The sequence below is a fragment of the Kitasatospora sp. NPDC030952 genome, from assembly GCF_055571335.1.
Genome location: NZ_JBVIFM010000014.1, coordinates 104,970 through 123,134 on the forward strand (window position 1 = coordinate 104,970; position 18,165 = coordinate 123,134).

Annotated in this window: 15 protein-coding genes, 1 tRNA gene and 2 pseudogenes; 11 read left to right on the forward strand and 7 right to left on the reverse strand. The window is 70.9% G+C overall.

Annotated elements, in window-relative coordinates:
- Positions 1 to 160 precede the first annotated feature (160 nt).
- Both ACZ47G_RS23895 and ACZ47G_RS23900 read right to left on the reverse strand, forming a co-directional pair.
- On the reverse strand, positions 161 to 1,420 hold the full coding sequence (locus ACZ47G_RS23895) for a PTS transporter subunit EIIC (RefSeq protein ID WP_465745742.1): 1,260 nt from the start codon (positions 1,418 to 1,420) through the stop codon (positions 161 to 163).
- A 572-nt stretch (positions 1,421 to 1,992) separates the two neighbouring features.
- The gene (locus ACZ47G_RS23900) at positions 1,993 to 3,294 is read right to left on the reverse strand and encodes a PTS transporter subunit EIIC (protein WP_465745744.1); all 1,302 of its coding nucleotides are present in this window, start codon (positions 3,292 to 3,294) and stop codon (positions 1,993 to 1,995) included.
- 376 nt (positions 3,295 to 3,670) lie between these two features.
- On the opposite strand from ACZ47G_RS23900, the pseudogene ACZ47G_RS23905 reads away from it, so the two are divergent.
- From ACZ47G_RS23905 to rdgB, 4 genes and pseudogenes are all read left to right on the forward strand, one after another.
- Positions 3,671 to 3,934 (forward strand): annotated as a pseudogene (locus ACZ47G_RS23905) (PTS sugar transporter subunit IIB); the annotation flags it as partial.
- A gap of 108 nt (positions 3,935 to 4,042) precedes the next feature.
- Positions 4,043 to 4,768: a ribonuclease PH gene (rph, locus tag ACZ47G_RS23910; protein ID WP_380458696.1), complete on the forward strand. Its 726-nt coding sequence runs from the start codon at positions 4,043 to 4,045 to the stop codon at positions 4,766 to 4,768.
- A gap of 140 nt (positions 4,769 to 4,908) precedes the next feature.
- A complete protein-coding gene (locus ACZ47G_RS23915) occupies positions 4,909 to 5,298 on the forward strand; it encodes a hypothetical protein (protein WP_465745747.1) in 390 nt (129 codons plus the stop codon).
- Between the two features lie 38 nt (positions 5,299 to 5,336).
- On the forward strand, positions 5,337 to 5,942 hold the full coding sequence (gene rdgB / locus ACZ47G_RS23920; RefSeq protein ID WP_465745749.1) for an RdgB/HAM1 family non-canonical purine NTP pyrophosphatase: 606 nt from the start codon (positions 5,337 to 5,339) through the stop codon (positions 5,940 to 5,942).
- Positions 5,943 to 6,005: 63 nt separating this feature from the next.
- On the opposite strand, the gene ACZ47G_RS23925 is transcribed toward rdgB, so the two are convergent.
- Together ACZ47G_RS23925 and ACZ47G_RS23930 are read right to left on the reverse strand one after the other, a co-directional pair.
- Positions 6,006 to 6,087: transfer RNA gene (locus tag ACZ47G_RS23925), tRNA-Leu, on the reverse strand.
- On the reverse strand, positions 6,053 to 6,796 hold the full coding sequence (locus ACZ47G_RS23930) for an HNH endonuclease signature motif containing protein (protein WP_465745751.1): 744 nt from the start codon (positions 6,794 to 6,796) through the stop codon (positions 6,053 to 6,055). Before ACZ47G_RS23930 ends, ACZ47G_RS23925 begins: the two co-directional genes overlap by 35 nt.
- A gap of 296 nt (positions 6,797 to 7,092) precedes the next feature.
- On the opposite strand from ACZ47G_RS23930, the gene ACZ47G_RS23935 reads away from it, so the two are divergent.
- Positions 7,093 to 9,456 (forward strand): chitinase C-terminal domain-containing protein, encoded by a 2,364-nt coding sequence (locus ACZ47G_RS23935; RefSeq protein ID WP_465745939.1) that lies wholly within the window; start codon positions 7,093 to 7,095, stop codon positions 9,454 to 9,456.
- An 85-nt stretch (positions 9,457 to 9,541) separates the two neighbouring features.
- Here ACZ47G_RS23935 and bcp read toward each other — a convergent pair whose 3' ends face one another.
- A complete protein-coding gene (gene bcp / locus ACZ47G_RS23940; RefSeq protein WP_465745753.1) occupies positions 9,542 to 10,015 on the reverse strand; it encodes a thioredoxin-dependent thiol peroxidase in 474 nt (157 codons plus the stop codon).
- A gap of 155 nt (positions 10,016 to 10,170) precedes the next feature.
- Here bcp and ACZ47G_RS23945 point away from each other — a divergent pair, with 155 nt between their 5' ends.
- Both ACZ47G_RS23945 and ACZ47G_RS23950 read left to right on the forward strand, forming a co-directional pair.
- A complete protein-coding gene (locus ACZ47G_RS23945) occupies positions 10,171 to 10,512 on the forward strand; it encodes a DUF3618 domain-containing protein (RefSeq protein ID WP_380458685.1) in 342 nt (113 codons plus the stop codon).
- 186 nt (positions 10,513 to 10,698) lie between these two features.
- Positions 10,699 to 11,001, forward strand: a complete 303-nt coding sequence (locus ACZ47G_RS23950; protein WP_380458706.1) for a GroES family chaperonin — start codon at positions 10,699 to 10,701, stop codon at positions 10,999 to 11,001.
- A 48-nt stretch (positions 11,002 to 11,049) separates the two neighbouring features.
- On the opposite strand, the gene ACZ47G_RS23955 is transcribed toward ACZ47G_RS23950, so the two are convergent.
- Complete coding sequence (locus tag ACZ47G_RS23955; protein WP_465745755.1) at positions 11,050 to 11,517, reverse strand: SDR family oxidoreductase; 468 nt, start codon at positions 11,515 to 11,517, stop codon at positions 11,050 to 11,052.
- Here ACZ47G_RS23955 and ACZ47G_RS23960 point away from each other — a divergent pair.
- Positions 11,482 to 12,567, forward strand: a complete 1,086-nt coding sequence (locus tag ACZ47G_RS23960) for a winged helix DNA-binding domain-containing protein (RefSeq protein ID WP_465745757.1) — start codon at positions 11,482 to 11,484, stop codon at positions 12,565 to 12,567. The genes ACZ47G_RS23955 and ACZ47G_RS23960 overlap by 36 nt on opposite strands.
- Positions 12,568 to 12,618: 51 nt before the next feature.
- Here the strand turns inward: ACZ47G_RS23960 and ACZ47G_RS23965 are convergent, their stop codons facing one another.
- Complete coding sequence (locus ACZ47G_RS23965; protein WP_465745759.1) at positions 12,619 to 14,928, reverse strand: transglycosylase domain-containing protein; 2,310 nt, start codon at positions 14,926 to 14,928, stop codon at positions 12,619 to 12,621.
- Positions 14,929 to 15,445: 517 nt separating this feature from the next.
- Between ACZ47G_RS23965 and ACZ47G_RS23970 the strand changes: the two are divergent.
- The 3 genes and pseudogenes from ACZ47G_RS23970 (at position 15,446) to ACZ47G_RS23980 (ending at position 18,114) form a co-directional block, all read left to right on the forward strand.
- Positions 15,446 to 16,241 (forward strand): annotated as a pseudogene (locus ACZ47G_RS23970) (ABC transporter permease).
- The gene (locus ACZ47G_RS23975; protein WP_465745761.1) at positions 16,234 to 17,127 is read left to right on the forward strand and encodes an ABC transporter permease; all 894 of its coding nucleotides are present in this window, start codon (positions 16,234 to 16,236) and stop codon (positions 17,125 to 17,127) included. The pseudogene ACZ47G_RS23970 and the gene ACZ47G_RS23975 overlap by 8 nt, the downstream one beginning before the upstream one ends.
- A 27-nt stretch (positions 17,128 to 17,154) precedes the next feature.
- Positions 17,155 to 18,114, forward strand: coding sequence for an ABC transporter ATP-binding protein (locus ACZ47G_RS23980; protein ID WP_465745763.1), 960 nt, complete (start codon positions 17,155 to 17,157; stop codon positions 18,112 to 18,114).
- Positions 18,115 to 18,165 lie beyond the last annotated feature (51 nt).

Below are 18,165 nucleotides of genomic sequence, written 5' to 3' on the forward strand. Positions count from 1 at the left end.
GGGTCACCAGCGGGCACGAGGGGTACACGACTTCAGTTGACCAGGGGTTCCGGCGGTTCGTCAACCGTCGTCGTCGTGGGCCGGGCACGCCGAAGGCCCCGCCCGGCCGCTGGGGGAGCAGCGGCCGGGCGGGGCCTTCGACGACGGGACGGACGGGGCCTCAGGCCTTGGTCACGTCCTCGATCTCGCTGTCGTCCTCGCGACCGGGGGTCTTGAGGTTGAACTTGGTGATCGCGAAGCGGAACGTGAAGTAGTAGATCGCCGCGAAGACCAGGCCGATCGGGATGATCAGCAGCGGGTTCTTGGCCAGGCTGAAGTTGATCGTGTAGTCGATCAGGCCGGCCGAGAAGCTGAAGCCGTGGTGGACGCCGAGGCCCCAGGTGACGGCCATCGAGACGGCGGTCAGCACCGCGTGGATCGCGTACAGGACCGGGGCGATGAAGAGGAAGGTGAACTCGATCGGCTCGGTCACGCCGGTGACGAAGCTGGTCAACGCGATCGAGATCATCATGCCCATGACGGCCTTGCGGCGCTCGGGGCGGGCGCAGTGGGCGATCGCGAGGGCGGCGGCCGGCAGCGCGAACATCATGATCGGGAAGAAGCCGGCCTGGAACTGACCGGCCGTCGGGTCGCCCGCCAGGAAGCGGTTGATGTCACCGTGCACGATGGTGCCGTCCGGCTTGGTGAAGTCACCGGTCTGGAACCAGGCGTAGGTGTTGACGAACTGGTGCATGCCGATCGGGATCAGCGCGCGGTTGATCAGGCCGAAGATGCCGGCGCCGACCGCGCCCGCGCCCACCAGGCTGTTGTTGACGTGCGAGATCGCGTCGCCGACCGGCTGCCAGCCGAGGCCGAACAGGACGCCCAGGCCGGTGCCGACGAAGGCCATGATGATCGGCACCAGGCGGCGGCCGTTGAAGAAGCCCAGCCAGTCGACCAGCTTGGTGCGGTGGAACCGCTGCCACAGGATGGCCGCGAGCAGACCGACCACGATGCCGCCGAGGACGCCCGGGTCCTGCGGCTTGCCCGCGGGGAGGGCGGCGGTGACGGTGCCGTCCGCCGGGAAGGCGGTCAGCACGTTCTTGAACACGAGGTAGCCGACCAGCGCTGCCAGCGCCGTGGAACCGTCCGCCTTCTTGGCGTAGCCGATCGCGATGCCGACGCAGAACAGCAGCGGCAGCGCGCCGGTGATGGCGGTACCCGCGGCGCCGAAGACCTCGACGAGCTTCGCGGGGAAGTGCCACTTCTCATGGACGTCGGGCTGGCCCAGACGCGCCAGCAGACCGGCCGCCGGAAGCACGGCGATGGGCAGCTGGAGGCTGCGGCCGACCTTCTGGAGTCCGGGAAGGACGCTGTTGCCGAACTTCTTGATCGGCGTCGGAGCCTTGGCGGGCGCCGGTGCCTGCGCAGACTGACTCATGGGGGTGGGTTCCTAACGGCATGGCGGTCGGTCGGGGGAAGGCACAGGGGGCCAACCGCGAACTGGTCTACACCACACGTGGTGTAGACCAGTTTTGTAGCACGGGTGGAGAAGTCGGGGAACCCCGGATAGCGCTGCCGCCGGGAAGCGCTATGAAATCGAAACCTGGATGCGGAACGACGATCATGATTTCAGTCGCGATTGGGATTTTGGCTATTTGCGCAACAAAAAGCGCGGAGCCCTTGGGGCGCCCGGGTCGAGGTCGGTGCCGGGGGTGCCGACCGGGTCGGGCCCGGACGATCCGGCCGCTCCCGGGCGTCTGCGGCGGCTGCTGAGAGTGACCGGAGGGTCGCGGACGTGCCCGGCGGGACGGTCCCCACCCGCGGTCGGGGCCCGTTCCGAGCGCCGGTCGTCCGGCCGGATCACGACCGAATGACCTTTTCGGTGACTCCCGGGTAGGGAATTGCGTCCTTTCCGGAAATGCCGAAGGCCCGCGGACCGGTGGGTCCGAGGGCCTTTTGTGGGCGGTGTTCCGGGCGGTCTCAAGGGTGGTTTTCCGGGCGGTGGGTGAATCAGGCTTTGCTGACGTCCTCCACTTCGGCCTCGTCCTCCCGGCCCGGCGTTTTCAGGTCGAATTTGACGATGATGAACCGGAAGAGCGCGTAGTACACCACGGCGAAGCAGAGCCCGATGACGATGATCAGCCACGGCTTGGTGGCGAGCCCCCAGTTGATCACGTAGTCGATCAGGCCGGCCGAGAAGCTGAAGCCGTCGTGCACCCCCAGCCCCCAGGTGACGGCCATCGAGGCGCCGGTCAGCAGCGCGTGCACGCCGTACAGGGCCGGGGCGATGTAGGCGAAGGAGTACTCGATCGGCTCGGTGACACCGGTGACGAAGGAGGTCAGGCCGACCGAGAGCATCAGGCCGTAGATCTCCTTGCGGCGGTGCGGCTTGGCCGAGTGGGCGATCGCGAGCGCCGCGGCGGGCAGCGCGAACATCATGATCGGGAAGAATCCGGACTGGAACTGGCCGGCCGTCGGGTCGCCCGCGAGGAAACGCGGGATGTCGCCGTGCACGATGCTGCCGTCCGGCTTCGTGAACTCGCCGAACTGGAACCAGACGAAGGTGTTCAGCAACTGGTGCATACCGATCAGCAGCAGTGCGCGGTTGAACAGGCCGAAGATGCCCGCGCCGCCCGCGCCCAGATCGGCCAGGTTCTGCGAGAAGTCGTTCAGGCCGCGGCCGATCGGCGGCCACACCCACAGCGCGACGCAGGCCGTGGCCAGGCCGACCACGGCGGTGATCATCGGCACCAGGCGGCGGCCGTTGAAGAAGCCCAGCCAGTCGACCAGCCTGACGCGGTGGAACCGCACCCAGAGCCAGGCCGACATCAGGCCGATCAGGATGCCGCCCAGCACCCCCGGGTTCTGGTACGTCGCCGCCGCGACCTTCGCCGAGGAGTAGTCCACGCACTGGGCGGTCCAGGCGTCCGGGACCTGCACGGTGCCCGCCTTGCAGTGCTCCGGGAAGGCGTGCAGCACCTTGTAGTAGACGAGGAAGCCGACCACCGCCGCCAGCGCCGTCGAGCCGTCCGCCTTCTTCGCCATGCCGATCGCCACACCGATGCAGAACAGCAGCGGCAGGCCGAGCGAGGAGTCGAGCAGTGCGCCGCCGGCCGCCGCGAAGACCTTGGCGACGTTGTTCCAGCCCAGGCCGTCCTTGCCGAAGACGTCCGGCTGGCCGAGCCGATTGAGGATGCCCGCCGCGGGGAGCACCGCGACCGGCAGCTGCAGCGAGCGGCCCATCTTCTGGAGGCCGCCGTAGAAGGTGTGCCACCACGTGGTCTGCGGGGCCGTGGCGCCTGCCGAACTCATCCTTCGCCCTCCGAGAGCAGTTGCCGACCGGCGAGCCCCTGCGGGACCCTCGGGCGGGGTACAGGAACACCCGGGGTCCTTCCTGCGTTCATCGGAGTACACATATATTGGTGTAGACCACTTTTCGGGACGCAGGCCGGACGCCGGGACGCGAGCCCCCGCTGATCGTCATCCTCGGGTGGCGGTCGGGAGCCTGCGCGTCGGAATGGGCCAAAAGTGGACTAACGTGGCAGACCGGACCGGCTCGGGTCATGCTGGTCGCGCTGCCCGGCAGCGCAACCACAGCTGAACCCGCGTCAGCCACCGGCACGGACCTCACCACCCGACGGTCGAGGACCCACCCAGCACAGCGCACGACGGCACCCGGCAGAGCCGCCGAAGGGCCGAGACAGAGGGAGAGAACCAGATGGCCAGCAAGGCTGAGAAGATCGTCGCCGGTCTGGGCGGCATCGACAACATCGAAGAGGTCGAGGGCTGCATCACCCGCCTGCGCACCGAGGTCAAGGACGCCGCCCTGGTCGACGAGGCCGCCCTCAAGGCCGCCGGCGCCCACGGCGTCGTCAAGATGGGCACCGCGATCCAGGTCGTCATCGGCACCGACGCCGACCCGATCGCCGCCGACATCGAGGACATGATGTGAGCTGAGCCACCCGGGCTCGAACACCCACGGCCCGCCGACCCGCTCAGGGGGACGGCGGGCCGAGGCACATCCGGAAGCCACCCACCCGAGCGGCTACGCTCAGTGGCTATGTCACGTATCGACGGCCGCACCCCCGACCAGCTCCGCCCCATCACCATCGAACGGGGCTGGAGCAAGCACGCCGAAGGCTCCGTCCTCGTCTCCTACGGCGACACCAAGGTGCTGTGCACCGCCAGCGTCACCGAAGGCGTCCCCCGCTGGCGCAAGGGCAGCGGCGAAGGCTGGGTCACCGCCGAATACTCCATGCTCCCGCGCGCCACCAACACCCGCGGCGACCGAGAGTCCGTCAAGGGCCGCATCGGCGGACGCACCCACGAGATCAGCCGGCTCATCGGCCGCTCGCTGCGCGCCGTCATCGACCACCGCGCCCTCGCCGAGAACACCATCGTCCTCGACTGCGACGTCCTCCAGGCCGACGGCGGCACCCGCACCGCCGCCATCACCGGCGCCTACGTCGCCCTCGTCGACGCCGTCTCCTGGGCCCGCGACCGCAAACTGCTGCGCGCCAAGGGCCAGCCGATCACCGGCGGCGTCAGCGCCGTCAGCGTCGGCATCATCGACGGCGTCCCGATGCTCGACCTCCAGTACGAGGAGGACGTCCGCGCCGAGACCGACATGAACATCGTCTGCACCTCCGACGGCCGCTTCGTCGAGGTCCAGGGCACCGCCGAGGGCGCCCCCTTCGACCGCGACCTGCTCAACCGGCTGCTCGACCTCGGCACCCTCGGCTGCGCCGAACTCGACGAGATCCAGCGCAAGGTGCTGGAGGGCTGACCCCTCCCCGGACATCCGGGCGGCCCGCTGTACACGCCCGGCCCCCAGCCCGTACGGTTCCCGCAGCACCCCGCTGCGGGAACCGCGCCCCCGGCGGCGCGCGTCCCCCCAAGCGGAACCCGCGCCCCCAGGAGGACCGGATGGCCTCGAGCATCGCCCGCCCCGCCGCCCTCGCCGCGGCCGCACTGATCGCGATCCTCCCGCTCAGCATGGTGAGTTGCTCCGCCGCCCAGAAGGCCGTCGACTGCGGCAACACCGCCGTGAAGATCACCGGCGACCTCGCCGACCTCACCAAGGCCTACGACGACTCCAGCAACGACTCGGTGGCCGCCGGCAAGGCACTGCAGAAGCTCAAGGGCGACCTCGACCAGGTCGGCAAGAACGCCAAGAACACCGACGTCGCCAAGGCCGTGACCGACCTCCAGAAGCAGGGAGACAAGGTCCAGCAGGCCGTCGACCGCAAGCAGGCCCCCGACCTCAAGCCGCTCGGCGACGCGGCCGGCAACCTCACCTCGGTCTGCACCGGCTAGCCGGTTGTGGCCTCCGGCCTCTGGATAGGGTGGGTGATATGTCCACCCGTCTGATCCTCGCCACCCGCAACCGGCACAAGGTCGCCGAACTGCGCGCCATCCTCACCGACGCCGGCCTCGACGTCGAACTCGTCGGCGCCGACGCCTACCCTGAGATCCCGGACGTCCCCGAGACCGGCGTCACCTTCGCCGAGAACGCCCTCCTCAAGGCCCACGCCCTGGCCCGCGCCACCGGCCTGCCCGCCGTCGCCGACGACTCCGGCCTCTGCGTGGACGTCCTCAACGGCGCCCCCGGCATCTTCTCCGCCCGCTGGGCCGGCAAGCACGGCGACGACCTCGCCAACCTCAACCTGCTGCTCGCCCAGCTCTCCGACATCGCCGAACCGCACCGCGGCGCCCACTTCTTCTGCGCCGCCGCCCTCGCCCTGCCGGACGGCACCGAGCGCGTCGTCGAGGGCCGCCTCCTCGGCACCCTGCGGACCGCCCCGGCGGGCGACGGCGGCTTCGGCTACGACCCGATCCTCCAGCCGCTCGGCGAGACCCGGACGTGCGCGGAGCTGACGGCGGAGGAGAAGAACGCCATCAGCCACCGGGGCCAGGCGTTCCGGGGGCTGGTGCCGGTGGTCAAGGAGCTCATCGGCTGAGAAGGGCGAAGGCCGCGACCGAAATATGTCCGGTCGCGGCCTTCGATTTGAAGGTAGAACCAGTGCGGCCGAAGGGATTCGAACCCTCAAGCCCTCACGGGCCAACGGACCTAAACCGTCTGCGTCGCCTCTGCGCCACGGCCGCCTGTCCTGCTGGCCATCATGTTACTGGGCGCGCCGAACGGCTGGCACCTTCGTTTCGCTTGTTGCCGAGCGGTGGGGCCGCTCTTCTTCTGCCTGCAGTAGGTCGGGGTGATGGCGTGGCAGTTCGGACAGAGCAACCTGAGGTTGTCCGGCTGGTTGTCCGACCAGTCGCCGTTGATGTGGTCGACCTCCAGGGTCATCGGCCGTCCGCGCCACTCGGGGCCCGTGCCGCACTCCTCGCACAGCTCGGGTCGGCCGAGTTCGGCCAGCGCGCTGCGGATCCGCGAGCCCGGGAGGCGCTTGGCTTCCGTAGGGCGCTGGATGAGGAGCTGTGCGGCCGGGATGCGAGTGGGAAGCCATTTGCCTCGGGCGTGGGCCTGTCCGGTGAAGTGCGACGTGTCGATGCCGAGCGCCTTGATGCGGCGCCCGATGTGGGCCTGCGTTCCGCCGGCCTGACGCTGGTGGAGGTATCGCACGACCCCGGCCACGCTGTGGGACGCCGCCACGGCCTCCTGAAGGAGTTCGCGGGTGTAGACGGTTCCGGCTGAGCGGAAGTGCGAGGTGTCGATCCCGTATTCGGTGAGCTTGCGGCGCAGGTACTTGCGCCGGTCACGGTTCGGCTCCCGGCCGAGTGCGGTCAGCGTTTCGTCGAGCGAGTCGGCTGTGGCAGCGGCGCTCGCCAGCAGTTCGCGGGTGTACTTGACCGGCATGGCGGTCTCCTTAGGGCAGTTGTCGTGCCCCTTCCTCCCGCGGTGAGAACGAGCGGGCGGCGGTTTGGTCACGGGTGGTCGCGGGTTTGCCGAGTGATGACCAATTGGTACAGACCTATTGACCTATGTGGTTCAGACCACATAGCTTCGGCGCCAATTGGAATCCCCCACGTGCGTGCTCCCCCACGGGCACGCGCCGACACTCTCTCCTGGAGGACCGAGTGTTGATCCGTAAGAGCTCCGCCGCCCGGGCGGGTGCCGCCTCGTTGGCGGCGGCCGCGTTGGCCGGGCTGGTGATGGCGACGCTGGGTGCGGCGCCCTCGGAGGCGTCGTCGGCCGTCGACAACTCGGCCTGTCGTCCGGACGGGCTGTACCGGACGCCCGGGGTGGACGTGCCGTACTGCTCGGTCTACGACACCGGCGGGCGCGAGAAGATGGGCGCGGACCACCAGCGCCGCATCATCGGGTACTTCACCGGCTGGCGCACCGGCAAGAACGGCGACCAGCCCTACCTGGTGAGCGACATCCCCTGGGACAAGGTCACCCACCTCAACTACGCCTTCGGGCACGTCGGCGGCGACAACAAGCTGTCCGTCGGTGCGGACGGCCCGACCAACGAGGCCACCGGGATCGACTTCCCGGGGGTGCCGGCCGCCCAGCTGGACCCGACGCTGCCGTACAAGGGCCACTTCAACCTGCTGACGAAGTTCAAGAAGCAGTACCCGAACGTCAAGACCCTGATCTCGGTGGGTGGTTGGACCGAGACCGGCGGCTACTTCGGGGACGACGGCAAGCGGGTGAACTCCGGCGGCTTCTACTCGATGACGGTCAACCCGGACGGCAGCGTCAACCAGGCCGGCATCGACACCTTCGCCGCCTCGTCCGTCGACTTCATCCGCAAGTACGGCTTCAACGGCGTCGACATCGACTACGAGTACCCCACCTCGATGAAGGACGCCGGCAACCCGCTGGACTGGCAGCTCGCCAACGCCAAGCGCGGTTCGCTGGCCAAGGGTTACGCGGCGCTGATGAAGACCCTGCGGGAGAACCTGGACAAGGCGGGCGCGGCCGACGGCCGGCACTACCTGCTGTCGGTGGCGGCGCCGTCCTCCGGGTACCTGCTGCGCGGCATGGAGACCTTCCAGGTGGCGCAGTACCTGGACTACGTCAACATCATGTCGTACGACCTGCACGGCGCCTGGAACAAGTACGTCGGTCCGAACGCCTCGCTCTACGACGACGGCAAGGACGGCGAGTTGGCGGCGGCCAACGTGTACGGCACCGCGCAGTACGGCGGCATCGGCTACCTGAACGCCGACTGGTCGTACCACTACTTCCGCGGCGCGATGCCGGCCGGCCGGATCAACGTCGGCCTGCCGTACTACACCCGCGGTTTCAAGAACGTGCAGGGCGGCACCAACGGCCTCTGGGGCACCGCCTCGGCGACCAGCTGCCCGGCCGGTTCGGGGCTGACGGCCTGCGGTGACGGCGCGGTCGGCATCGACAACATCTGGAACGACAAGGACGACGCGGGCAAGGAGTCCCCGGCCGGGTCGAACCCGATGTGGCACGCCAAGAACCTGGAGAAGGGCATCCTGCCCGACTACCTGGCCAAGTACGGCGTGACCGACACCGCGCTGCAGGGCAGCTACACCCGCAACTACAGCTCCAGCCTGGTCGCGCCGTGGCTGTGGAACGACTCCAAGAAGGTGTTCCTGTCCACCGAGGACGAGCAGTCGGTGGGCGCCAAGGCGGACTACATCGTCGACCAGGGCGCCGGCGGCGCGATGATCTGGGAGTTGGCGGGCGACTACCGGTGGGACGCCACCGCCAACGGCGGCAAGGGCGAGTACGTCCCCGGTTCGACGCTCACCTCGCTGATGTACGACAAGTTCAAGGCGGCGAGCGCGTACGGGGCGGTCCGCTCGACGGTGCCGCTGCCGCAGCAGACCCTGCCGGTCGACGTGTCGTTCACCAACTTCGCGCTGGGCGACTCCAACTACCCGATCAACCCGAAGCTGCACATCGTCAACAACTCGACGCTGACCCTGCCGGGCGGCACCGAGTTCCAGTTCGACTACTCCAACTCGGCGCCGGGCAACGCCAAGGACCAGTCCGGTTTCGGGCTGCAGGTGATCCGCCAGGACAACCCTGGGCCGGGCAACGTCGGCGGGCTGAAGGGCACGTACAACCGGGTGTCGGTCAAGCTGCCGGGCTGGCAGTCGCTGGCGCCGGGTGCCTCGGTCGACATGGACTTCGTCTACTACCTGCCGGTGTCCACGCCGTCGAACTGGACGGTCAACGTGGGCGGGACGCTGTACGGGATCAAGGGCGACCTGACTCGGGGCGCGGTGGACGGTGGCACACCCACACCCACACCCACACCCACACCCACGCCCACACCGACCCAGACGGCCACGCCGACGCCGACCCCGACGGCCACCGCGACTCCGACCGGCACGCCCACCCCGACCCCGACCGCGACCCCGACCTCCGGCGCCTGCACGGCCGCCCCGGGCTGGGACGCGGGCACCACCTACGCGTCGCCGACGAAGGTGTCCTGGAAGGGCCACTACTACCAGAACAAGTGGTGGACCAAGGGCGACGACCCCACGGCCGGTGGCGCCTGGGGTGTCTGGAGCGACCTCGGGGCCTGCTGACGCCGACGGCGGCGGTCACCCGAGGTGAGGAACGGCGGTGGCGGCACACCCGGTCGGGGGGTGTGTCGCCACCGCTCCGTGCCTCTTAGGCCTCGACCTTGAGGTCGCGCAGCAGCTTGGCGACGTGCCCGGTGGCCTTGACGTTGTACAGCGCGCGCTCGACCTTGCCCTGCTCGTCCACGACGATCGTGGAGCGGATCACGCCGAGGTAGGTGCGGCCGTAGTTCTGCTTCTCGCCGTAGGCGGCGTACGCCTCCAGGACCGCGTGGTCCGGGTCGGAGAGCAGGGTGACCTTGAGGTCCTCCTTCTCGCGGAACTTGCCGAGCTTCTCCGGCTGGTCCGGCGAGATGCCGATGACGTCGTAGCCGGCGCCCGCGAAGACCTCCAGGTTGTCGGTGAAGTCGCAGGCCTGCTTGGTGCAGCCGGGGGTGAGGGCGGCCGGGTAGAAGTAGACGATGACCTTGCGGCCCAGGTGGTCGGCGAGGGAGACCTGGTTGCCGTCGGCGTCGGACAGGCTGAAGGCGGGCGCGGTGTCGCCGGGCTGGAGGCGCTCAGTCACGGTCGTACTCTCCTGGGGCTGGGACGGGCGGTCGTACCACGGCAAACTTACCTCCGTTGGTGGGTGGGGCCGCGCGTCCCTGCTCGGCAGCTGACAAACTGGGTTGGTCGCACAGGACGACAGGACTACATCGGCAAGTGAATGGGGTGGCCCGAGTGGGCGAGGCGAGCACGCAGGACAAGCCGGCGCGGACGGCTGCGCAGATCGAGGCGGACATCGAGCGCACCCGCGACCGGCTGGCGGCGAACCTGGACGAGCTGGCCGTACGGATCCACCCGAGCACCATCTCCGCGCAGGTCAAGGCCAAGGCGATGGCCACCGTCGAGGAGAAGACGGCCCGGGCGTACGTGGCCGCGAACGGCCTGCTGGAGCAGGTCAAGGCGCAGTTCGTGGACGAGAAGGGGCAGCCGCGCAAGGAGCGGATCGTCCCGGCCGCGGTGGTCGGCCTCGGCCTGGTGGTGCTGCTCGCCTCCTCCCGCAAGCGCCGCAAGGACTGACCGTGGTGCCGGAGGGCCGGGACGCCGTCGGGCGGCCCGGCCCTTCCGCATTCCGGGCCAGCGTCACACGCCGCGCCCGGGGGCGGTACCTTCGGGACCGTGAGTACGAACGACAACCCGACCCATGCCGACCACGGGCACGACCCGGTGCGCCACGACCGGTTGGGCGAGAAGCTGCCGATCCGGATGCTGCACGACCGGGTGCTGGTGCGCATCGAGGGCGCCGAGGGCGAGCGCCGCTCGACCGGCGGCATCGTGATCCCGGCGACCGCGGAGCTGTCCAAGCGCTGCACCTGGGCGGAGGCGGTGGCGGTGGGCCAGAGCGTGCGCTCGGTCGAGCCCGGTGACCGCGTCCTCTACGACCCGGAGGACAAGCTGGAGGTGGAGGTGCGCGGGGCCACCTATGTGCTGCTGCGCGAGCGCGACCTGCACGCGGTGGCGGCGAGCCGCTTCGGGGACACCGAGGGGTCGACCGGCCTCTACCTGTGAGCTCGGCGCGGCTGCGGTCCCCCGGCGGGGCCTGGCCGTCGGCCGGGGTCAGGCCAGCAGGGTGCCGCCGTCGACGGTGATCACCGTGCCGGTGGCGAAGTGCTGCCCCATCAGGTGGACGTAGGACTCGGCGATCTCCTCGGGCTCGCCGATCCGGCCGAGGGGGAGGCCGGCGGCGACCCCGGCGAACAGCTGTTCGCGCTCGGCCTCGGGGAGGGCGGACCAGAGCGGGGTGCGGACCAGGCCGGCCCGGACGGCGTCGAGGGCGGCGAAGTAGCGCAGGGTGAAGAAGGCACGGGCGGCGGGCGGTCGGCTCCGCTGCTCGCCGAGTTCGCCGGGCTGACGGCGGAGCAGTCGGCCGGTTCTGTCGGTGGGGGCGGCTAGGGTCCGGGCATGAGTGTCCCGGTGATCGGTGATGGTGAGCGGCGGGCCCGGTTGGGGCGTCGGCAGTTGCTGGCGCCCTCGGTGCGGGCGGCGCGCGTGGAGGACGTGGCCGACGCGGTGGTCGGGCTGCACGCGACGGACGCGGCGACGGTCTACCTGTCGGCCTGTGCGCGGCTGGCGGAGCCCTCGGCGGCGGAGGTGGACCGGGCGCTGTACGAGGACGTCTCGCTGGTGAAGCTGCTGTCGATGCGGCGGACGATCTTCGCGGTGACGGAGGGCCTCGCCCCGTACGTGAGTTCGGCGGCCGCGCGGGCGATCGCGGCGAAGGAGCGGGCGACGCTGCTGAAGCACCTGCGCGACCACGCCGAGGGCTGGGACGAGGCCCGGCTGGCGGGGGCGGAGCGCGAGGTGCTGGCCGCGCTGGCCGTGCGCGGCGAGGCGACGACCAAGGAACTCGGCGACGACGTACCGCAGTTGCGCGAGACGATGCTGATGTCGGCGGGCAAGGCGTACGAGGCGAGGCAGAGCGTGGGCAGCCGGCTGCTGCGGCTGCTGGCCTCGGACGGGCACGTGCGCCGGTGCCGGCCGCGCGGGTCGTGGCTGAGCAGCAGCTATCCGTGGGCGCTGGTGCCGCAGTGGCCGGACGTGCCGGTGCGGGAGGCGAAGGCGGAGGTGGTGCGGCGCTGGCTGGCGGCGTACGGTCCGGCCACGGTCGAGGACGTGAAGTGGTGGACGGGCTGGACGCTGGGGGAGGTCCGCCGGGCGCTGGCGGACCTGGGCGTGCGGGACGTGGCGCTGGCGGACGGTGCGGCCGCGCTGGTGCTGCCGGGGGACGAGGGGCCGGTGGCGGAGCCGGAGCCGTGGGCGGCGCTGCTGCCGGCGCTGGACCCGGCGGTGATGGGCTGGCGCGGGCGGGACTGGTACCTGCGGCCGGAGGACGTGCCGGCGCTGTTCGACCGGGCGGGCAATGCCGGGCCGACGGTGTGGTGGTGCGGTGAGGTGGTCGGCGGCTGGGCGCAGCGGGCGGACGGCGCGGTGGTGTGGCGGTTGTTCCGGGAGGTCGGGGCGGAGGCGGAGCGGGCGGTGGCGGCGGAGGCGGTGCGGCTGGCGGGTTGGCTGGGGGCGGTGCGGGTGACGCCGCGGTTCCGGACGCCGCTGGAGCGGGAGTTGGCGTCCGGGTAGGTCCGGGTGGGTCCGGGTGGGCGTGGGTTTCGGCGAGGGGTCAGGGCTGGGTCACTGGGCGGGCGCCGTCGCCGGGTTGCTGGGCCCGGTGGTGGCGGTGGGCGGGTTGCTGGGCCGGGCGGGCCGGGTCTGGGTGGGCCGGGTGCTCGCGGTGGGCTGGTCCTGGCTGGGGGTGGGCTGGGGGTCCTGCGGGCTGGGGGCGCCGGGGCCGGGCTGCTCGGTGGCGGGGGGCGCGCTGGGCGCGTGGCTGGGGGCGGTGGTCGCGGGGGCGCCGGTGGTGGCGGTACTGGGGGTGGTGCTCGCGCTCGGGCTGGTGGAGCCGGTGGTGGTGGGCCAGTTGTCGGTGCCCGGGTTGCCGTGGCCGGCCTGCAGGTCGAACTGCTGGGTGGGGGTGCCGTTCAGGGCGGCGGTCATGTAGGCGGTCCAGATCTTGGTGGGGAAGGCGCCGCCGTTGATCCGGGTGAGGCCGGCCGTGCCGGACAGCGGCTCCTTGGCGTGGCTCTTCGGGTTCTCCCGGAACAGGCCGACGGTGGTGGTGAGTTCGGGGGTGTAGCCGGCGAACCAGGCGGAGAGGTTGGCGTCGGTGGTGCCGGTCTTGCCGGCGGCGGGGCGGCCGAGGTCGAGGGCGGCGGCGCCGGTGCCGCGCGGGCTGACGACGTCGCGCAGGACGTCGGTGACGGAGTCGGCGACGGTGCGGCCGATGGCGTCGGTGGCCTTGTGGTCGGGCATCTTGGGGACGTCGACGGCACCGCCGGGGGCGACCCGTTCGAGCTTCTGGACGGACCACGGGGTGTGGGCCTGGCCGTGGTTGGCGAGGGTGGCGTAGGCGCCGGCCAGGTCGAGGGCGCTGGGGGTGGCGGTGCCGAGGGTCATCGAGGTGTTGGCCGGGTCCATGCCGCGGACGCTGTCGGGGATGCCGAGCTTGATGGCGGTGTCCCGGACGCGGGCGAGTCCGGCGTCGACGCCCTCCTGGGCGTAGACGGAGTTGACGGACTTCACCATGGCGTGGCGCAGGGTGATGTTGCCGTAGTCGACGTCGTCCTCGTTGGGCGGCGCGTACGGGGTGGGGCCGCCGGTGACGGGGCGTTCGCTGGTGCCGTCGTAGCGGGTCTCGGTGGTGATCGGCCGGCCGTCGACGGTGTGCTGGGCGATCAGGCCGGCGGCGAGGTCGACCGGTTTGAAGGTGGAGCCGATCTGGTTGTCCTGGCGCAGGGCGTCGTTGTAGGGCTGCTTGGCGTAGTCGGGGCCGCCGTAGACGGCGACGACCCGGCCGGTGGCGGGTTCGACGGAGGCGCCGGCGACCCGGACGTCGGTGTCGGTGGTGGGGCGGGCCTTGGGGTCGAGTTCGCCGGTGAGTTCGTCCTGGACGGCCTTGACGAAGGCGTCCTGCTTGGGCTTGTCGAAGGTGGTGGTGATCCGCCAGCCGCCGGCCTTGAGGGTGGCGGCGTCGATGGTGCCGGAGGAGATGAGGTAGTCGTCGGCGACGCCGACGAGGTAGCCGGCCTGGCCGGCGAGGCCGGTGGCGGGCTGGGGGTCGATGGGGTCGGGGAAGGTGGTGGCGGTGCGGTCGGCGGTGGTGAGGAAGCCGAGCTGGACCATGCCGTCGAGGGCGTAGTTCCAGCGGGCGACGGCCTTCTCGCGGTTGGCGGGGGTGGCGGTCTTGACGTCGTAGAGGCTGGGGGCCTGGAGCAGGGAGGCGAGGTAGGCGCCCTGGCCGAGGGTGAGTTGGGAGACGTCGACGCCGTAGTAGGCGTGGGCGGCGCTCTGGATGCCGTAGGCGCCGCGGCCGAAGTAGCTGCTGTTGAGGTATCCGGCGAGGATGTCCTTCTTGTCGCGCTGCTGGTCGACCTTGAGGGCGATGAAGAGTTCCCGGCCCTTGCGTTCGAAGGTCTGGTCCTGGGTCAGGTAGTAGTTCTTGACGTACTGCTGGGTGATGGTGGAGCCGCCCTGCATGCCCTTGCCGAGCAGGGTGTTCCAGCCGGCCCGGAGCATGCCCTTCAGGTCGATGCCGCGGTTCTGGTAGAAGGTGCGGTCCTCGGCGGAGACGACGGCCTGCTGGGTCTGCAGCGGGATCTGGTCGATGGTGACGTCGGTGCGGTTGACGGCTCCGGTGCGGGCGATCTCGGTGGTGCCGTCGGCGTAGAGGTAGATGTTGTTCTGGGCGACGGCGCGGGCGTTGGGGTCGGGCACCGGGACGATGACGTAGAGCACGGCGAAGGCGCCGACGGCGAGCAGCAGCAGTGCGGTGAGGGTGCCGAGGGTGATCCGCCAGGTGGGCAGGAGCCGGCGCCAGAGGGGGAGGGCGCGGCGGGCTTCGCGGCGGGCGGCCCGTTTGGCCTGGCGGCGGGTGCTCAACGTCATGACGGGATTATCTGCTATTTGACGCGGGTTCAGCGGCGGCAGGGGGTCTGAGGTGCGTGGTTGTGCGGGCCGTGCCGTGCGCGGTCGTGCGGGCCGCGTCGCGCGCCTCGGGGTGCGTCGGAAAACCGGGTGCGGGCGGTGGGGGCCGGCGGTACGGTGAAAGGTGCAAATCGCATAGCGCACCGACTTTCAGCGCACTGACGTTCAGCGCACCGCTTTCAGTGCACTGCCTTCAGCGCACCGACTTTCCGACAGCTCCGCCCGTCCGGCCCGGCACCCCCGGGTGCGGCCGGTCGGAGCCGCTGGGGCGTGGGCGTGCGCCTGCGGGTATCCGCCTGCCCGTATTTGTCGACAAGGAGACAATATGCAGAACGCTGCACCGGCCGGGGCGAGGCCTCCTGATACCGGGGCGAGCCCCTCCTCCGCCTCCGGGAGCGACGCTTCCGAGGTTTTCGGGACCGCCGCTTCCGACGGTTCCGACGGTTCCGGGAGCGCTGCTTCCGGGACGGCCCTCGGGCTGTACGCCGCCGTCGCCGCCGGCGCCTTCCGCCGCTACTCCACCTACCGGGCCGCCACCCTGGCCGGCACCTTCACCAACACCGTCTTCGGCATCATCCTGGCCTCCTCCTTCCTCGCCCTCTGGCAGGCCCGCCCCAACCTCGGCGGCTACGACCAGAGTCAGGCCGTCACCTACATCTGGGTCAGCCAGGCGCTGCTGGTCACCGTCGCGGTCTGGGGCGGCGGCTTCCAGGACGAACTCACAGGACCGCTTCCGCAGCGGGGACATCGCCGTCGACCTCTACCGTCCGGTCGACTTCCAGGGCTGGTGGCTGGCCACCGACCTCGGCCGGGCGGGCTTCCAGGCGCTGGTCCGCGGCACCGTACCGCTGCTGGCCGGCGCGCTGGTGTTCCGCACCCGGATGCCCGAGCACCCGCTGACCTGGGTGTTCTTCCTGCTCTCGGTGTTGCTCGCACTGCTGGTCAGCTTCGGGGTGCGGTTCCTGGTCTCGATCACGGGCTTCTGGCTGCACGACTCGGAGGGGGTGCGCGCGGTGACGCTGGTGGTCTCGATGTTCTTCTCCGGCATGCTGCTGCCGATCGTGCTCTTCCCCGGCTGGCTCGGCGACCTCGCCCGGGTGCTGCCCTGGGCGGCGCTGATCAAGGTGCCCACCGACGTCTTCCTGGAGCGGGCGGACGGCACCGGGCTGCTGTCGGCGCTGGGCTTCCAATTCGGCTGGGCGGCCGTGCTGCTCGCCGCCGGGCGGGGCGCGCAGTGGCTGGCGACCCGGCGGGTGGTGGTGCAGGGTGGCTGAGTCGTCCGCCGCTCTCCCGTCCGCGGGGCCGTCCGCCGAGCCGTTCGCCGAGCCCGTCGCCGCCGAGCCGTTCCTGGTCCGGACCTCCTGGGCGGTCCGCTCCTGGTGGCTGTGCGCCCGGATGTGGATGCGCTCGATGATGGCCTACCGGGCCTCCTTCCTGCTGAACCTGCTGGCCAGCCTGGTCACCCACTCCCTCGACTTCGTGGTGCTGGTGATCATGTTCCGGCACACCGACCAGCTCGGCGGCTGGCGCCTGCCGGAGATCGCCTTCCTGTACGCCACCGCGACCTTCTCGCTCGGCATGGCCAACCTGTTGGTCGGCTCGGCCGACGGCCTGGGCGTGCGGATCATGAACGGCACGCTGGACACCATGCTGGTCCGCCCCGCGCCCGCGCTCTCCCAGCTGTGCGCCGAACGCTTCAGCCTGCGCCGGCTCGGCCGTCCGCTCCAGGCCGTGCTGGTGCTCGCCTGGTCGCTGACCGCCCTGGACGTGCACTGGACCTGGGGCCGGGTGCTGCTGGTGCCCGTGCTGCTGCTGTGCGGCAGCGTCATCTTCGGCGCGATCTACGTCGGCGGCGCCACCGTCCAGTTCTGGTGGGGCGAGTCCAAGGAGATCCAGAACTCCTTCACCTACGGCGGGGCGACCCTGCTGCACTACCCGCCGACCGTCTTCGCCAAGGAGCTGGTGGCCGGGGTGGTCTTCGGGGTGCCGCTGGCCTTCGTCAACTGGCTGCCCTCCCTGCGCATCCTCGGCCGGCCCGACCCGCTCGGACTGCCCACCGCCTTCCAGTACGCCTCGCCGGTCGCCGCCGCGCTGTGCGTCGCCGCCGCCGGCCTCGCCTGGCGGGCCGGACTGCGCGCCTACCGCGGCACCGGCAGCTGAACTCCCCCTGCTTCCCGAGGAATCCCCATGGCACTGATCGAACTCCAGGACGTCCACCGCACCTTCACCGTGCGGGCCCGCACCGGCCGGTTCAGCCGGGTCAAGCGCGAGGTGCGCGCGGTGGACGGGCTCAGCTTCACCGTCGAGGCCGGCGAGTGCGTCGGCTACATCGGGCCCAACGGCGCCGGCAAGTCGACCACCATCAAGATGCTCACCGGCATCCTCGTCCCCAGCTCCGGCCGGCTGCGCGTCGCCGGGGTCGACCCCGCCCGCCAACGGGTCGCGCTGGCCCGCCGGATCGGCGTGGTCTTCGGCCAGCGCACCACCCTGTGGTGGGACCTCCCGCTGCGCGACTCCTTCGAACTCGCCCGCCGGATCTACCGGATCCCCGACCGGCGGTACCGCGAGAACCTCGGCCGCTGCGTCGAACTCCTCGACCTGGACGGCTTGTTGGACACGCCCGTCCGGCAGCTCTCACTCGGCCAGCGGATGCGCGGGGACCTCGCGGCCGCCCTGCTGCACGACCCCCAGGTGCTCTACCTGGACGAGCCGACCATCGGCCTGGACGTGGTCAGCAAGGGCCGGGTGCGGGAGTTCCTGCGCGAGGTCAACCGGGACCTCGGCACCACCGTGCTGCTCACCACCCACGACCTCACCGACATCGAGCAACTCTGCGACCGGGTGATGGTCATCGACCACGGCCGGGTCGTCCACGACGGTGGACTGGACGGGCTGCACGCCGCCGGACGCAGCGAGCGGACGCTGGTGGTCGACCTGGCCGAGGCCCGTCCGGCCATCGAGGTGGCCGGGGCGCGGGTGGTGAAGGTCGAGGGGCCGCGGCAGTGGCTGGCCTTCCCGGCGCAGCAGAGCGCGGCGCCGATCGTGGCGGCGGTCGCGGAGCGGTACCCGCTGGTGGACCTCTCGGTGCGCGAGCCGGCCATCGAGGACGTGATCGCGCGGATGTACGCGGAGGTCGCGATCGGCTGACGGCGTCCGGGCGTCCGGGCGTCCGGGCGTACCGGCGTACGGGCGTACGGG

Excerpts from the sequence above, each read along its gene's own strand:
- ACZ47G_RS23895 (WP_465745742.1), bottom strand. The coding sequence starts at position 1,420 with ATGAGTCAGTCTGCGCAGGCACCGGCGCCCGCCAAGGCTCCGACGCCG.
- ACZ47G_RS23900 (WP_465745744.1), bottom strand. The coding sequence starts at position 3,294 with ATGAGTTCGGCAGGCGCCACGGCCCCGCAGACCACGTGGTGGCACACC.
- rph (WP_380458696.1), top strand. The coding sequence starts at position 4,043 with ATGTCACGTATCGACGGCCGCACCCCCGACCAGCTCCGCCCCATCACC.
- ACZ47G_RS23915 (WP_465745747.1), top strand. The coding sequence starts at position 4,909 with ATGGCCTCGAGCATCGCCCGCCCCGCCGCCCTCGCCGCGGCCGCACTG.
- rdgB (WP_465745749.1), top strand. The coding sequence starts at position 5,337 with ATGTCCACCCGTCTGATCCTCGCCACCCGCAACCGGCACAAGGTCGCC.
- ACZ47G_RS23930 (WP_465745751.1), bottom strand. The coding sequence starts at position 6,796 with ATGCCGGTCAAGTACACCCGCGAACTGCTGGCGAGCGCCGCTGCCACA.
- ACZ47G_RS23935 (WP_465745939.1), top strand. The coding sequence starts at position 7,093 with ATGGCGACGCTGGGTGCGGCGCCCTCGGAGGCGTCGTCGGCCGTCGAC.
- ACZ47G_RS23950 (WP_380458706.1), top strand. The coding sequence starts at position 10,699 with ATGCTGCACGACCGGGTGCTGGTGCGCATCGAGGGCGCCGAGGGCGAG.
- ACZ47G_RS23965 (WP_465745759.1), bottom strand. The coding sequence starts at position 14,928 with ATGACGTTGAGCACCCGCCGCCAGGCCAAACGGGCCGCCCGCCGCGAA.
- ACZ47G_RS23980 (WP_465745763.1), top strand. The coding sequence starts at position 17,155 with ATGGCACTGATCGAACTCCAGGACGTCCACCGCACCTTCACCGTGCGG.